This is a genomic window from Desulfovibrio psychrotolerans (assembly GCF_013340305.1).
Classification (GTDB): domain Bacteria; phylum Desulfobacterota; class Desulfovibrionia; order Desulfovibrionales; family Desulfovibrionaceae; genus Halodesulfovibrio; species Halodesulfovibrio psychrotolerans.
Map to the genome: position 1 here is coordinate 804,433 of NZ_BLVP01000008.1, position 14,336 is coordinate 818,768.

A 14,336-nucleotide genomic window follows, 5' to 3' on the forward strand; every position below is an offset into this window, starting at 1 on the left:
TCCATGCTTTCCGGCAGTCCGTTTACCGAGCATCCCGCCGTGTCCGCCGTGGCGGAAAAGGTGCTGCGGCAGCAGCGTATCGATTTTGGCGAAGCCCGCGTGCTGTATGAGCAGGCAAGCCTGTTCACGCTGGCTTCACTGGCGCATAGCATCCGCATGCGCAGGCATCCCGGCAGCATCGTCACCTACGTTGCGGACAGGAACATAAACTATTCCAACATCTGTGTCTGCGCATGCCGTTTCTGCGCCTTCTACTGCCCGCCGGAAAAATCGGCGGAGCAGGGCGGCTACGTCATCACCCGCGAGGAGCTTGCGCGCAAGATAGAAGAAACCATCGCGCTGGGCGGCACCCAGATTCTCATGCAGGGTGGGCACCACCCGGACCTGCGGCTAGAATGGTACGAGGATATGATCCGCTGGATAAAGGAAACCTACCCCTCTATTCATGTGCACGCCTTTTCCCCGCCGGAGATCGTGTTCTTTGCGGAGCTGGAAGGCCTCATGGTCAAAGAGGTCATTGCCCGGCTGCGCGCGGCAGGGCTCGATTCCATCCCCGGCGGCGGGGCAGAGATCCTTGTGGACGAGGTGCGGGCCAAGGTTTCACCCAACAAGTGCAGCGCCTCACGTTGGCTGGATGTAATGGAAGAGGCGCACTATCAGGACCTGCGCACCACCGCCACCATGATGTTCGGGCATGAGGAAACCCACCTGCACCGGCTGGAGCACCTGTTTGCCGTGCGCGAGGTGCAGGACCGCACGGGCGGGTTCACCGCCTTCATCCCGTGGACCTTCCAGCCTGCCAACACCAACATCCGCGTATTGCCGGAACCAAGCCCCGGCTATCTGCGTGTTCTGGCCATGTCGCGCATCGTGCTGGATAATGTGGATAACATTCAGGCCTCGTGGGTCACCATGGGGCCGCATATTGCGCAGCTTGCCCTGTTCTACGGTGCCAACGACTTCGGCTCGCTGATGATAGAAGAAAACGTGGTGGCGGCAGCCGGAGTCTCTTTCCGGCTTTCGCGGCAAGAAATCCACAAGATCATCCGCGCCGCAGGATTCGAACCCCGGCAGCGCACTATGACCTATGAACTCGTAGACCCGCAGCCAGAGGTGCAGGCGTGAGTCAGCGGCAACTGCGCATAGGGCGCATTCGGTATCTGAACGTGCTGCCCATCTATTACCCCATGGAAAGCGGGGTAATGGGTCGTGATTTCGAGATTGTCTACGGCACCCCCGCCGAGCTGAACGATATGATGGCGCGTGGCGAGCTGCACGCGTCTTCGGCCTCATCCATAGAATACGCCCGCAATGCCGATCAGTATTACCTGCTGCCGGATATCGCCATAGGCAGCTGCGGCCCGGTCATGAGTGTGCTGCTCATCAGCCGCAAGCCCATATGGGAGCTGGAGGGAGAAACCATCCTCTCCACGGCGCAGTCGCACACCTCCGCCGCGCTGCTGCGTATGCTCTTCCGTGACTACCTGAAGGTGGATGTCCGGTACGAGACAGGCTCGGTGACGGAGCGGTTGCAGGCGGGCGACCTGCCCACCGCCGCCCTGTGCATAGGGGACGAGGCACTGCAATTGCGTTCGGACGGGCGTTTTCCCTACCGGCTGGACCTTGGCGAAGCGTGGCGGGAATGGACAGGCCTGCCCTTCATCTTCGGGGTATGGGTCATTTCCCGCAAGGCGGTGGCAGAGGGATGCTTCACGCGCGACCCCGCCACCCTGTTTGTCCGCGCCAAGGATTGGGGAACCGCCAATATGGAGCAGATGGTCTCCATGGCGGCAGATACGGGCTACCTGAGCAAAGAAGACATGCGCACCTACTTCCGCGGGCTTGTCTACAACCTGCGCCGAAAGGAACAGGAAGGGCTTGTGTTGTTCATGCAGCGTCTGGCCGGAGCGGGAGAAATACCCGCTGTGCCGGACCTGGTGTTTTACGACCATGCCGCCATGGTGCCGCCCGAATGCCTGACGGAACGGGATGACGATTAACAGACAAGCGGCGTGCCATCACGTCGATTCAGATAGCTGGCAAACCGTGTCTTTTTGAAAAAACGGATTTCCGTAAAGCCGGGTCTGAAGTCAAGAAACGGATTTGCCTCGCTAATGCGGGGTGCAGGGGCCGCTTGGTCCCTGCCCGCCGGAGGCGAAAAAACTCAAAAAATTCTTTGTCATCATGCTGAAGCGGCGTGTCATCACGCCGCTTTTTTTGCAAAGGAGGCAGGGGCGTGCACATCTGCGGTTTCGACATGACCTCCGCCCCGGCGCGGCGCAAGCCCATTGTCTGTGCGCAATGCCGGTTCGATGGCACCGTGCTGCACCTGCAGGAACTCACCCGGCTGGAATCGGTTCAGGCCTTCGCAGAGCACCTTGCAGAGGCGTCGCGGCGTTGCCGGGACGGGGAGCCATGGGCGGCAGGGCTGGATTTCCCCTTCGGGCAACCGCTGGAATTTCTGCATGAAGCGGGCTGGCCCACGGAATGGAGCCACTATGTGCGCCACGCCGCAGGACTGAATGCCCAAGACTTCGCGCAGGTCATATACGCTGTAATGGCCAACCGTCCGGCAGGCAAAAAGCTTATCCGCAGGCTTACGGACCGTGCAGCCCACGCCGCCAGCCCCATGAGCCTTGCCTATGTGCCTGTGGCGCGCATGTTCCACGTGCTCGCGCCTGTTCTGGAAGCCGGCGGAGCAGATGTGGTACCCTTCCGCATGGGCAGCGGGGCGGCGTATCTGCCGCAGGCGGCAGGCGGCGGTCAGGGCATTCAGGCGCAGAGGGATGATGCGGCGGCTCCGCAGGCCGTTCCTGTTCCGCAGCGTCCGGTACTGCTGGAAGCGTATCCGGCCCTTCTTGCACGGGCTGTTCTGGCTATGCACAATGGTGAAGGGCAGCCCGCAGGGGGCGGCAGGCGCAAGGCTACAGCCGCAGCACCCTATAAAGATGGCCTGCCTGCACAGCGGGTACTGCGCCGCGCCAACCGGGAAAGGCTGCTTCGTGATTTGCCGGAGTACACGCAACGGTGCTTAGGGATTACGTTGCGCATGCCGCAGGCGTTGTGTGAGGCAATGGTGCAGGATGCGCAGGCAGACGCTCTGGATGCCGTTCTCTGCGCCGTGCAGACGGCCCGCGCCTCCCGGCTGCCGGACTGGGGCTTTCCCGCTGCACACGATTGCGGCGATACTTCTGTCTGCCGTGAGCATCTGGAACGCATGTGCCGTACTGAAGGCTGGATTGCGGGAACCGGCCTGTCTGGCCTGCCCGCCTTGTCCGGCTTGCCCGGCCTGCCCGAAAAATTCAGGGCATAACGTTCTGGTATAGTGCGAGGTATGCGTTTCTGTTGTGGAGATAGAAAGTCGGTCTGCCGAAGAAAAGCGTTGACATATCGGGTCTGAATATGAAAGTCATTATCAAACAATGAATACGTATTGTGAGGGCGCGTTGGATACGATTGCAAATGCAAAGCTCGTTCGTGCCGTGTTGTATGGATGTGCTTTTCTTATTTGGGGAGTGGCCAGCAATGCTTTGGCGCAAGGTGTTGAAGAGGACCATACAGGTTTAACCAATGCAGAAATATGCATAAAGATTTACAATATAAATAGGCCCTTCGAAAATTGCGAGCAGCTTTATTCGAGTTGCCTTTCTGCAATTGCTGAAGGCGAGAAGCATATTAACCACATAATGGGAGTTGTGTTGTTTTCAGGGCGCTGTAACGAAATGGATCTGGAAAAATCAAAAAGCCATTTTGTGTCGGGTGCCGAGGCAGGGGATGCAAAGTCTGATGCATATCTCGCCTATATGTATCTTTTCGGAATTGCAGGGGAAGCGGATATGAAAAAAGCCTATCAGCATGGCATTCGTGCTGCCGAAGCAGGGGTTCCCCGTGGACAATTCGTTGTTGGAATGATGTATCTTAACGGGCTTGGTGTGCAAAAGGATGTTGAAAAAGCAAAAAGTCTATTGGAGGTTTCCGCAAAAAAAGGATTTGTACAATCTATTAAAGTCATGAGTATTATTAATAAAAATGGAACGATGAGCTTTGGTGGCAGTTATGAGTAACGATTGGATGATACAATTTTCTTTGGAAGATCAAGCGTATATAAAAGCTTGTGAAAATATAATTAAAGACACATCTCTTAGTCTTCAATATAGAGCCTATGCTTGGAATAATTTGTGCATAATGATGACAGAGTATGGTGAAATGCCGTTTTCTTGGATTGAATCTTACAAATAAAATCTTATTGACCATCAAGGAGTCAATGGTTCAAGTCCTAGGGTAGATTCGAGCATGTGTATCGGATGTGGAGTATGCAGTGTGGTTTGTCCTGAGCAGATTATAGTAAAGGTTGGCAATACGTATATTGTTGGTGATGGCTGTACAAATTGTGGAGTTTGTGTCTCATCATGCCCAACAGAAGCTGTTAAGAGATGAATTATATATAGAAAAGATATCCTCTTATCCCCTGCCTACCTCAGGTAGAACGGCTCCTCTTCCAGTGTGCTGGTGTCTCCGGTGTCTTCGCCCAGTTCTTCGGCGCGGAGAATGCGCCGCATAATCTTGCCGCTGCGGTTCTTGGGCAACTGCGTACGGAACTCCACTCCGCGCAGCACCGCCACAGGGCCAAGTTCACGCCGCACATGTTCCATGAGTTCCGACTCCAGATCCTCCGCCTGCACAAATCCGCCTATGGGCGGCACATCGTCATGCAGCACCACAAATGCCTTTGCCACCTCGCCGCGAATGTCGTCCGGCACGCCTATAACGCCGCATTCCGCAACGGCGGGGTGCGAGGCAAGGGCGGCTTCCAGTTCGGCCGTGCCCACGCGGTGCCCGGCTATCATGATAACATCATCGGCGCGTCCCTGAATCCAGATATAGCCGTCATCATCCTTGCGTGCCACATCGCCGGGGAAGTACCAGCCCGGAAACTGTGACCAGTACATGGATTCATACGCCTGCCGGTCATTGAACACCGTGTTCATCATGGCGGGCCACGGTCTTTTTATGACCAGATACCCGCCCGTGCGGGGCGGCAGCGAATTGCCCTTTGCATCCACCACGTCTGCCTCTATGCCCGGCATGGGCCGGGTGACGGAACCGGGCTTGAGCAGCGAGACAGGCAGCGGCGCAATCATGATCATGCCTGTCTCCGTCTGCCACCACGTATCCAGCAACGGGCATTGGCCGCGTCCTATGTTTTTGTGGAACCATACCCACGCCTCGGGCGATATGGGTTCACCCACGGTTCCCAGCAGCCGCAGCGTGGTCAGGTCGTGGCGCGCAGGATACTGCGTGCCAAACCGCATGAGCATGCGGATAAGCGTGGGCACGGTGTAGAGTATGGTCACTCCCCAGCGTTCCACCATGGACCATAGCCTCCCCGCCTCCGGGTAGAGGGGATGCCCTTCGTACAGCAGCGTTGTGGTTCCCGCCATAAGCGGGCCGTAAATGGCGTAGGAATGCCCGGTAATCCAGCCGGGGTCTGCCGTGCACCAGAAAATATCCGTGGGCTTGAGGTCAAACACCCAGTTCAGCGTCCGGTGTACGCCCACCATATACCCGCCGTGGGAATGGACAATGCCCTTGGGCTTGCCCGTGGTGCCCGATGTATAGAGCACAAACAGCGGGTCCGTGGCGTCCATGACCTCTGTCAGCGCCTCCGAGGGCTGGTGCAGCATAACATCGTGCCACCAGTGGTCGCGCCCGTCCTTCATGGCAACGTCCAGATGCGCCCGGTGCACTACCACTACCTGCTCGATTCCTGCATCAGCAGAGGCTTCACCCCTGTCCTGCGCGGCGCGGCGGCAGTGGCTTATGGCATCGTCTACCAACGGCTTCAGGGCAATGACCCTGCCGTTGCGGTAAAAGCCGTCCACCGTTACGATGATGCGTGGCCGTGCATCCACGATACGGTCCGCCAGCCCGCCGGAAGAGAACCCCGCAAACACCACACTGTGAATGGCGCCGATTTTGACTGTAGCCAGCATGGCAATGGCGGTTTCCGGCAGCGAGGGCATGTAGATGAGTACCATGTCGCCCTTGCGCACTCCCATGCCGCGCAGCACGTTGGCAAACCGGTTAACCTCCCGGTATAGCTCAAAGTAGGTAAGCTTGCGCGTGTCACCGGGTTCGCCCTCCCAGATCAGGGCAAGGCGGTTCTTGTTCACGGTCTCTATATGGCGGTCCAGCGCATTATGCACAATGTTGCAGCGTGCTCCGGCAAACCAGCGGTAAAAAGGCGGCTCGGCATCGTCCAGCACGGTTTCCCATTTGCGGAACCATTGCAGTTCGTCCGCTGCCTCTTCCCAGAATCCCAGCCAGTCCTGTTCCGCGCGGCGGCGGGCATGCGCCGCGTCCTGCGGGTTTACGGTGGCTTCTGCCATCACGCGGGGCAGGGGGCGGAAAACGCGTTCCTCCACCAGCAGGGTGTCCAGCGTGCCGCAAACGCCCCCGGCTGCATTGGGGGTGGCATTTCGGGTGGCATCCTTGGCAGCAGGCTGTTGCGCCGTGCGCTGTCCGGCAGTGCCGCTTCTATGGGCAGGGGCATTTTTCTTGGGTTTGTTCATGGTCATAGCCCCAGTACCTGTTTGAGTTCTGCAAGCCTGCGGCGGCTGATGGGCAGCTCGATGCGGGTGCGCCCGGCGGTGCGCAGCATGAAATTGGAACCGGGCAGTGACGCTATTTCCGTAACCATATCCAGATTCACCAGATATTTCCTGTGCACGCGGAAGAAGCGGTGGGCGCGCAGGCGGCTTTCCAGCACCTTCAGGCGGTAAGAGGTAAGGTATTTCTGCGTGGCGGTATGGACGTAAGAATAATCTTCATACGCCTCCACAAAGATTATCTCGTGGTAGGGCAGGAGCATGGTCTTGCCTTCCAGCGTTATGGCAAGGCGCTCAATCTCCACCGGGCGGAATCGGCTGCTGTGGTCCCACGCCTGTTTGAGGGCAGAAAGAAAATCCTCCTGCTCATCATCGGCAAGCGGCAGTTGTACGGTTTCTTCCAGCTCATCGTAATCGCCGTCATGCTCCACCTGCACGGGAGCATGCGGTTCACGCCAGCGGGAAGAAGGCTCCGGCGCAAGGTTGTGGTGGGTTTTAAACTGCCGCAGGCGGTCCACGGTTCGGGCAAACCGGTCTTCCTGACAGGGGAAGATAAGATAATCCGTCGCCTCCAGTTCAAAGGCGGCAAACGCGTGCTGCTCATCCGTGGCAAGGAATACCAGCGCAGGGCGCTGCCTGCGCCCCAGCAGCAGGCGGGCAAGGTCCAGCCCGTCTGTGGGGCTGCTAAGCGATACACCCAGAAAGAACACTCCGTAGGGAATGGCGTCCAGCAGGAGTTGGGCTTCCTGCCCCGTTGCCGCCTCACCGAGCACGCGGACAAAGGAAACAGGCTCCAGCATGGCGCGCAGGCGGGCGCGTATGGCGGCGTCCGGGTGGACAAGCAGGGTGGTGAGATGGCTCATGTAACCTCGTTGCGTTGCGGGGGCTGCGCATGGCAGCCCGTACCTCGCCGAATCCTTCCGGGTGGCGTGCGGTTTTTTGTACTCTACAACTATGCGTGAATCATGAAAAGGGGTTACGGAGAGAAGATGTTGATTGGTTGCGCAGTCTGCACAAGGGCAGTCCCGTGCCGTGGCGGTTTTCAGCCCTGATTTCAGTCTTTCTTTCACCCTATATTTCACCCTTGCCGCCGTGCCGGTGTCTTCAATTCGTCATCATGGAGCATGTAGTTTTCATGTCGAACACTCATCCCCAAGAGGAACGATTATGTCAGCACCCATACGGATATTGGCCATTTGCGTGCATAACAGCGCGCGCAGCCAGATGGCGGAATGGTATCTGAACCAGTTCGGAGAAGGACGCCTCGCCGTGGAAAGCGCCGGTCTGGAGCCGGGCGTCATCAACCCCCTTGTCATTGAGGTGATGCGGGAAGAAGGTGTAGACCTTTCCGGCAAGCCGACCAACGGTGTATTTGATTTTTACCGGCAGGGCAGGTTATATGACTATGTGCTGACCGTGTGCACGGCGGAGCAGGAGGCTCGTTGCCCCTTGTTTCCCGGCGTGGTCAGGCGGCTGCACTGGGATCTGGAAGATCCTTCCCGTGTTACCGGCAGCCACGAAGAAAAATTGGAAAAAGTGCGCCGCATCCGTGATGATATACGCGAACGGGCGCAGACGCTCGCCGCTTCGCTGCTTGCCGGAAAGGCGGCGGGGCGTGTGCAGGCGGATGCTGAAAAGGCTCCCCTCTGATTTTGCGGCGACCCGTTGCGCACCGCAGGTCGGAGACCGGCCGGAGGTATCCTTTGCCGGAGCAGCCTGCCGCGTGCGGCACGTCCGTAAACACGTTGGAGGAGTGAACTGTTGAGCAAGAAAAAAATGCTTATCCTGTGCACCGGAAATTCCTGCCGCAGCCAGATGGCAGAGGGATGGGTGCGCGCGCTGAAAGGCGATACGTTTGATGTCTGGTCAGCAGGCATAGAGAAGCATGGCCTCAATCCCCATGCGGTAAAGGTCATGGCGGAAGCCGGGGTGGATATCTCTTCCCACGTTTCCAAGCTGGTGGGCGATCTGCCGCAGCAGGAGTATGACTACATTATCACCGTGTGCGGTCACGCCAGCGAAAATTGCCCCTTCTTCCCGGGAGCGGCGCGGCGTGTGCATGCGGGCTTTGACGACCCGCCCAAACTGGCCGAACATGCCACCTCGGAAGAGGAGGCCCTTGTGCATTACCGCCGGGTAAGGGACGAAATCCGGGCGTGGGCCGCATCGTTGCCTGCCTCTCTGGAATAGCCCGCCGCACGGCGGGAGCGCACTCCGTTAGAGAGTAAAGCCAAAGAAAAGGCAGGCCGGATACGCTTCCGGGCCTGCCTTTTTATGTATGTGTGTGCGGTTTGCTCAGTTCTGCGTCAGATAATGCGTAGTCTGCGGTCCTGCGCCAGTTGTTCCGGCGGGGCGGTGTGCGCTTCCCTGTATGCGCGCATGGTGTAGCGGGCCACGGCCAGCAGTTCGTTGAGCATGGGAAACTGCGCCAGAAGGGGCTTGCGTGCGGGAGCAGGCCGCCGTTCCGGTATGGCGATGATGCGGCGGTAAAGCCGTTGCGCCATATCCCGTTCACCGCCTTTTTCCATGGCCCGGCACAGCGCCACCGCAGCCTCTTCCGGCTTGTCGGTGAAGTGGCAGGCGCGGGCAACCTGCGTGCTTATGTCCGCATCCGGGGTGAGCTTGTACCCTTCCACATAGGCCATGGCCGCCGCCTGAAAATTGCCCTGCCGCACCAGTGCGCCCGCAGTGCCCAGCAGCAGGTTGGGCATATCCGGCCATTCCTGCGAAAGCTGGCTGAAAACCGACCGCGCATCGGCAAAGGCCTCCAGCCGGGCGTATGCTTCGCCTGCCATCATCATGTATTTGCGGGCCTTGCGTTGGTCTCCTTTACCGCGCCATGCGTGAGAAAGCCCCATATATGCCTCGGCATAGAGCACGTTCAGCCGCACTGCGCGGTTAAAGGCGGCAATGGCGGCGGCGTAGTCGCGGGCCTCAAGGTGCGCCATGCCCTGCTCGTAGCATTCCTGCGCCTTGGGTTTGGCAACAGTCACCACCTTGCCCAGCGTGGCGAGGGCGTTGTCAAATTCTTCCGCACCCAGTGCCGTGTCCGCAGAGTGCATGAGCCTTGCCATGTCCGGCATGGCCGCACTGCGGGCCGCCAGCTCCAGTTGCTCGGCAAAGGCGGCTGTCGTGTAGGGCCGCACAAGAAAGCCCGTGCATCCGGCCCCTATGGCCTTCAGCACATCTTCCCGCGTGGCCGAGGGAGCAGTGAGAATGACAGGCAGCGATGCCAGCGCAGGGTGCTTGCGGATAAGCCGCAGAAAGGCGGTCCCTTCCATATCGTCCAGCGTGGCGTTGCAAAGCACCAGGTCGCAGGTCGGGGAGGTTGGTCGTGCTTCTCCGGTTTCTCTGGTATCTCTGGCCTCTTCCTGCCCCCTGCCTTGGTGCAGGGCTGCCCGGTGTTTTTCCCTGCGGGCGGCCTCGCGGGCAAGCAGGCGCGCAGCTTCCTCGCCGGATGAGAGCACCCGTACATGGCGTATGCCGTGGGTGCGCAGGGTGGTGCGGTCCACGGCGGCAACGCCTTCCGCATCCGCCAGTACAAGGGCGGACAAAAAGGGCGACTGATTCTTCTTGGTCATGGTCAGGGCCTCGCTGTTGTGCCGCCCGGACGGGGGAGAACGGCGGCGTGAGCTTGCATACCCTATCGGCAGATACCGCTATCTCTTTAGCAGAAGTCGCTATCTCTTTAGCGGAACAAGGCAACGCCTATGTTCCGTAGTGATTTATGCCGATACGCGTAGCCATACGCGGACATGTGCACGATGAAATGCACACGGTACGGCGCTCACGGAGAGGGAAAAAACAAGGCCCGCCGGGGGGCGGGCCGGGTGTGTGCCGGAAGGTCTGCAAATGCAGACGGCTACATGGTCTTGAAGGTGAGAAAGCAGAGGGCAAAAACGGAAATCAGACCGGTTGCGATATAGACTCGTTGCAGAAACAAACCGTACTCCATTGTTGCGGCGCGAGACTGGCGCATACTCGGCTCCTTATTTGTACAGGGGTATGACCTTGGCCAGCCGTTGCGGTGCTGCGGATTTCTCCACTCCCTGCGCAGCCGCGACGGCATTATCCCGTTCGTACTGCGTCCCGCAATTGTAGCATTTGCGGGCTTCTCCGTCATCGTGCAGGCGGATGAGAATACCGTCCCTGTTGTAGCACGCGGAGCAGAACGGACCTTGCTTTATGTTGCCGGTAATGAGCCAGTAATAGCTCCCGTCATACACAAGGTTTTTGGAAAGATAGAGTATGTCTTCAAATTCCTGAACCTGCGATTTGAGAACATTGTTTTCATCGCAGACTTCTATGTATCGGGATTGCAAATCCATGAGCAGGTGTTTGGCTTCATCCGGTTTTCCTTTGAGGAAAAGCTCGTACACTTCTTTGTAGCGGTAATAGTTGAGCATGCGGAACACCTCTCGCGCACGCGGAGCGCGCCTTTTTTTCGAATACATGAGTCCTATCGGCAGAAGTGCCGGCAACTTTAGAATGCTTTGCAAAAAAGCGTGTGAAAAAGTGCAGTGCGGCCCCAAAAGAAAACGGCATCCCGGAAATGCCTCCGGGATGCCGTTGCGCGGAACGTAAGAAGGAAGTGATGCGGCGCTATTCTTCGCCTGTGCCCGGTTTTTCCATGCCGATGACAAAGAGCAGCAGGGCGGGAATGACAAATACCGTGAACACCGTGGAGATGGCTATGCCACCCAGCACCACGGAACCGAGACCCCTGTACAGTTCCGAACCGGGGCCGGGAGCAATGGCCAGCGGCAGCATGCCGAATATGGACGTGGTTGCGCTCATATAGATGGGGCGCAGGCGCGACCGCACCGATTCCAGCACCGCCTCGCGGTGCGCCATGCCCCCTTCCCGTATGTTGTTCAGGGATTGGTGCACAATGAGAATGGCGTTGTTCACCACCACGCCGATAAGGATGATGAACCCCAGCATGGTAAGAATATCCATGGGTTGCCGTGTTACGAGCAGGTTTTCCAGCCTGAGGCCCAGAATGCCTCCCGCAGCCGCCAGCGGCACGGTGAACAGGATAATGAGCGGGTAGATGAAGTTGCCGAACAGTGCAGACATGAGCAGGTAGGTGATGATCACTGCCAGCAGGAAGTTCCATTGCAGCGCCTCCCGCGTCTGCGTAAGTTTGTCCGCAGCGCCGGAAAGTCGGTAGTTTATCCCGTGCAGCGGTCCTTCCTGCAGCTTGGGAATAAGCTCGCCGGAAATGATGTCCATGGCCTGTTCCAGCGGCATTTCCTGCGGCGGTGTGACTTGCAGGGTTATGGTGCGGTCACGCTCCAGATGGCGTATCTGCGAAATGCCGTAGGTGCGCTCAATATCCGCAAGAGAGGATATGGGCACCGGCACCCCGCCGGAAGTAGCCACCAGCGAGTGATACAGCGCCTCCGGGGAAGATACGTCGGCATCAGACGCCATGATGGTGAGGTCTATCTTTTTTTCGCCTTCCTCGTTGAAGTCGCCCACCTTTCTGCCGTCCATGAGCACATCCACGGCAATGCCCAGCTCGCGAGAAGACATGCCCGCAGCCCGCAGCCTGTCGCGGTCCGGGTTCAGGCGTATTTCGGGAAAAAGCAGTTCCAGCGAGGGAATGGGGCGTATCTGCGAACCGGGAATAGACTGCATGATGGAGCCGAACAGGGCACCCGCGCCGCTTACCAGCTTGTTTATGTCTCCGGCGGAAAGGTCCACCTCAATGGTTCTGCCCTTGCCTATGCTGTCCTGAAAAATCCCGGCCTGCATGGAAACGCCGAACATGCCCGGAATGGAGTTGATGGTGGCGGTGAAGGAGGGAATGTATTCCGCAGCCCTGTCTTCAATTTTGGAGGTGGACCCAAAGAGCATAAAGTCCGCCGCGCCTACGTAGAACAGAGCCTTCATGGGCGGCAGTCCGTCCACGTCTTCCGTTTCAGAGGCCAGTTGCCCGCTGTAGGTCTGCTGGATGTAGGAGCCTATGGCGTAGCGTTCCTCATACGAAAGACCGGGCGGGGGAATAAGAATGTTCAGGATGAGGTTGCGGTTGCCCTGCGGCAGGTATTCCATTTTGGGAAAGGCCATGTAGGTGGAAACCACGGCAAAGGCCGTCAGTGCGCCCACCGTGACCAGCCGGGTGAAGGCGTTGCGCAGCGTCACGCCAAGCACACCCATTATGGCCGCGCTTATGCCGCGCCCCACGCTGTCTATGAACGGGAGGAACCTGCTCCGTTCCTTGCTCTTCCGGGAAAGCGAGAAGAACTGATTGGCCAGCATGGGAATGACGGACAGCGAAACGAACAGGCTGAGCGTTATGGCGCAGGTAATGGCAATGGAGATGTCCTTGAAAAGCTGCCCCGCCTCCTGCTCCACAAAGGCCACAGGCAGAAACACCGCCACCGTGGTCAGGGTGGAGGCAAGCACCGCTCCCCACACTTCCGTTGTGCCGTCGTAGCAGGCGCGGAAGGGCGATTTGCCCATGCTCCGGTGCCTGTCTATGTTCTCCAGCACCACAATGGCGTTGTCCACCAGCATGCCCACCGCAAACGATATCCCGGCAAGGCTCACCACGTTCAGGTTCCTGCCCAGTCCGTTCATGAAGATAAAGGTGCCCAGCACACTTATGGGAATGGCCACGGCCACTACCACGGTGGAGGTCAGGGAGCGCAGAAACACCAGCAGCACGCATATGGCAAGCATGCCGCCAAGCATGATGTTGTCCTTCACCAGATCAATGGCACCGTTGATGTAGGGCCGCTGGTCATACGTCCAGTCCAGCCGCACGCCGTTGTCTTTCAGCAGGCCCGCATTCAGTGCGGTCACCACGGCTTCTGTGGCATCGGTCATGGTCAGCACGTTGGTGCCCGCTTCCGGGCGCACGCCGCAGACCACGCCGGGGGCCCCGTTGTGCAGCATGGCAGCGGTGCGCTTCTGAAAGCCGTACGAGGCTTCCGCCACGTCGCGCACGGTTATGCGCCTCTCGCCGCTGGAGGTGATCACGGTATCCAGAATGGTTTCCGGCGAGTCGAATTCGCCCACGGTACGGATGCGGTACTGCCTGCGCCCCAGCTCCATGTTGCCTGCGGCAATGTTGGCATTTTCCGACTGCAGCACGGCGATGAGGTCAGAAATGGTAAGCCTGTGCGCTGCCAGCTTGTGCGGGTTCACCGTAACCTGCATTTCGCGTTCGGTGCCGCCGAACACAAGCAGGTCAGAAACACCGTCAACACGCTCCAGATGCTGGCGCACCTCGTTTTCAAAGAAGGTGCGGTAGGTGTCTATGGGCGTTTCGTTGCCGGGCAGGGTCTTCAGCACCATCCAGATAACGGGCGAGGACGATTCGCCCGATGCGCTGATGATGGGCTTGTCCACATTCTGCGGGTAGGAGGGAACTTCGTTCAGCTTGTTAGAAACGCGCAGCAGGGCGGTGTCCACCTCGGTGCCTATGGTGAAGCGCAGCGTAATCTGGCCCCTGCCGTTGGAAGAGGTGGATTCCATGGTCACAAGGTTGGGCAGCCCCTTGAGCACCTTCTCCTGCTCTTCAATGATATCGCGCTCCACCTCGTACGGGGTGGCACCGGTCCACGAGGTGGTTACGGTAATTTCCGGTTCCGTGACCGTGGGGCTGAGCTGATAGGGCATGTTCATCAGCCCCAGCGTGCCGAACATGACCAGCAGGATAACGCCCACAAGGATGGCGACAGGCTTTTTTATGGAAAATCCGATGAAGTCCATGTG

12 protein-coding genes are annotated in these 14,336 nt (G+C 58.6%); 7 read left to right on the forward strand and 5 right to left on the reverse strand.

Translation table 11 applies throughout. From position 1 onward, the window contains the following. The first annotated feature begins 3 nt into the window (after window positions 1-3). The 5 genes from mqnC to HUV26_RS17000 all read left to right on the forward strand — a co-directional run bounded on the left by mqnC (window position 4) and on the right by HUV26_RS17000 (window position 4,437). Window positions 4-1,125, forward strand: coding sequence for a cyclic dehypoxanthinyl futalosine synthase (gene mqnC / locus HUV26_RS11220; RefSeq protein ID WP_373869061.1), 1,122 nt, complete (start codon window positions 4-6; stop codon window positions 1,123-1,125). After that, on the forward strand, window positions 1,122-2,000 hold the full coding sequence (locus HUV26_RS11225; protein WP_174410177.1) for a menaquinone biosynthetic enzyme MqnA/MqnD family protein: 879 nt from the start codon (window positions 1,122-1,124) through the stop codon (window positions 1,998-2,000). Before mqnC ends, HUV26_RS11225 begins: the two co-directional genes overlap by 4 nt. 236 nt (window positions 2,001-2,236) lie before the next feature. Then, window positions 2,237-3,313, forward strand: a complete 1,077-nt coding sequence (locus HUV26_RS11230; RefSeq protein WP_174410178.1) for a DUF429 domain-containing protein — start codon at window positions 2,237-2,239, stop codon at window positions 3,311-3,313. Between the two features lie 133 nt (window positions 3,314-3,446). Further along, on the forward strand, window positions 3,447-4,064 hold the full coding sequence (locus tag HUV26_RS11235) for a tetratricopeptide repeat protein (protein ID WP_174410179.1): 618 nt from the start codon (window positions 3,447-3,449) through the stop codon (window positions 4,062-4,064). A 181-nt stretch (window positions 4,065-4,245) separates the two neighbouring features. After that, window positions 4,246-4,437 carry a 4Fe-4S binding protein gene (locus HUV26_RS17000; RefSeq protein ID WP_373869062.1) on the forward strand — a complete coding sequence of 64 codons (192 nt, stop codon included), beginning with the start codon at window positions 4,246-4,248 and terminating at the stop codon, window positions 4,435-4,437. A 35-nt stretch (window positions 4,438-4,472) separates the two neighbouring features. Here HUV26_RS17000 and acs read toward each other — a convergent pair whose 3' ends face one another. Together acs and HUV26_RS11250 are read right to left on the reverse strand one after the other, a co-directional pair. After that, window positions 4,473-6,578: an acetate--CoA ligase gene (gene acs, locus HUV26_RS11245; protein ID WP_243451354.1), complete on the reverse strand. Its 2,106-nt coding sequence runs from the start codon at window positions 6,576-6,578 to the stop codon at window positions 4,473-4,475. Continuing rightward, on the reverse strand, window positions 6,575-7,471 hold the full coding sequence (locus HUV26_RS11250; protein WP_174410181.1) for a LytR/AlgR family response regulator transcription factor: 897 nt from the start codon (window positions 7,469-7,471) through the stop codon (window positions 6,575-6,577). Before HUV26_RS11250 ends, acs begins: the two co-directional genes overlap by 4 nt. Window positions 7,472-7,775: 304 nt before the next feature. On the opposite strand from HUV26_RS11250, the gene HUV26_RS11255 reads away from it, so the two are divergent. Beyond that, window positions 7,776-8,258, forward strand: a complete 483-nt coding sequence (locus HUV26_RS11255; RefSeq protein ID WP_174410182.1) for an arsenate reductase ArsC — start codon at window positions 7,776-7,778, stop codon at window positions 8,256-8,258. A 111-nt stretch (window positions 8,259-8,369) separates the two neighbouring features. Then, window positions 8,370-8,798, forward strand: coding sequence for an arsenate reductase ArsC (locus tag HUV26_RS11260; protein WP_243451355.1), 429 nt, complete (start codon window positions 8,370-8,372; stop codon window positions 8,796-8,798). 116 nt (window positions 8,799-8,914) lie between these two features. Here HUV26_RS11260 and HUV26_RS11265 read toward each other — a convergent pair whose 3' ends face one another. The 3 genes from HUV26_RS11265 to HUV26_RS11275 form a co-directional block, all read right to left on the reverse strand. Then, window positions 8,915-10,189, reverse strand: coding sequence for a tetratricopeptide repeat protein (locus HUV26_RS11265; protein ID WP_174410183.1), 1,275 nt, complete (start codon window positions 10,187-10,189; stop codon window positions 8,915-8,917). Window positions 10,190-10,597: 408 nt separating this feature from the next. Further along, window positions 10,598-11,014 (reverse strand): hypothetical protein, encoded by a 417-nt coding sequence (locus tag HUV26_RS11270; RefSeq protein WP_174410184.1) that lies wholly within the window; start codon window positions 11,012-11,014, stop codon window positions 10,598-10,600. A 196-nt stretch (window positions 11,015-11,210) separates the two neighbouring features. Then, on the reverse strand, window positions 11,211-14,333 hold the full coding sequence (locus HUV26_RS11275) for an efflux RND transporter permease subunit (protein WP_174410185.1): 3,123 nt from the start codon (window positions 14,331-14,333) through the stop codon (window positions 11,211-11,213). Window positions 14,334-14,336 lie beyond the last annotated feature (3 nt).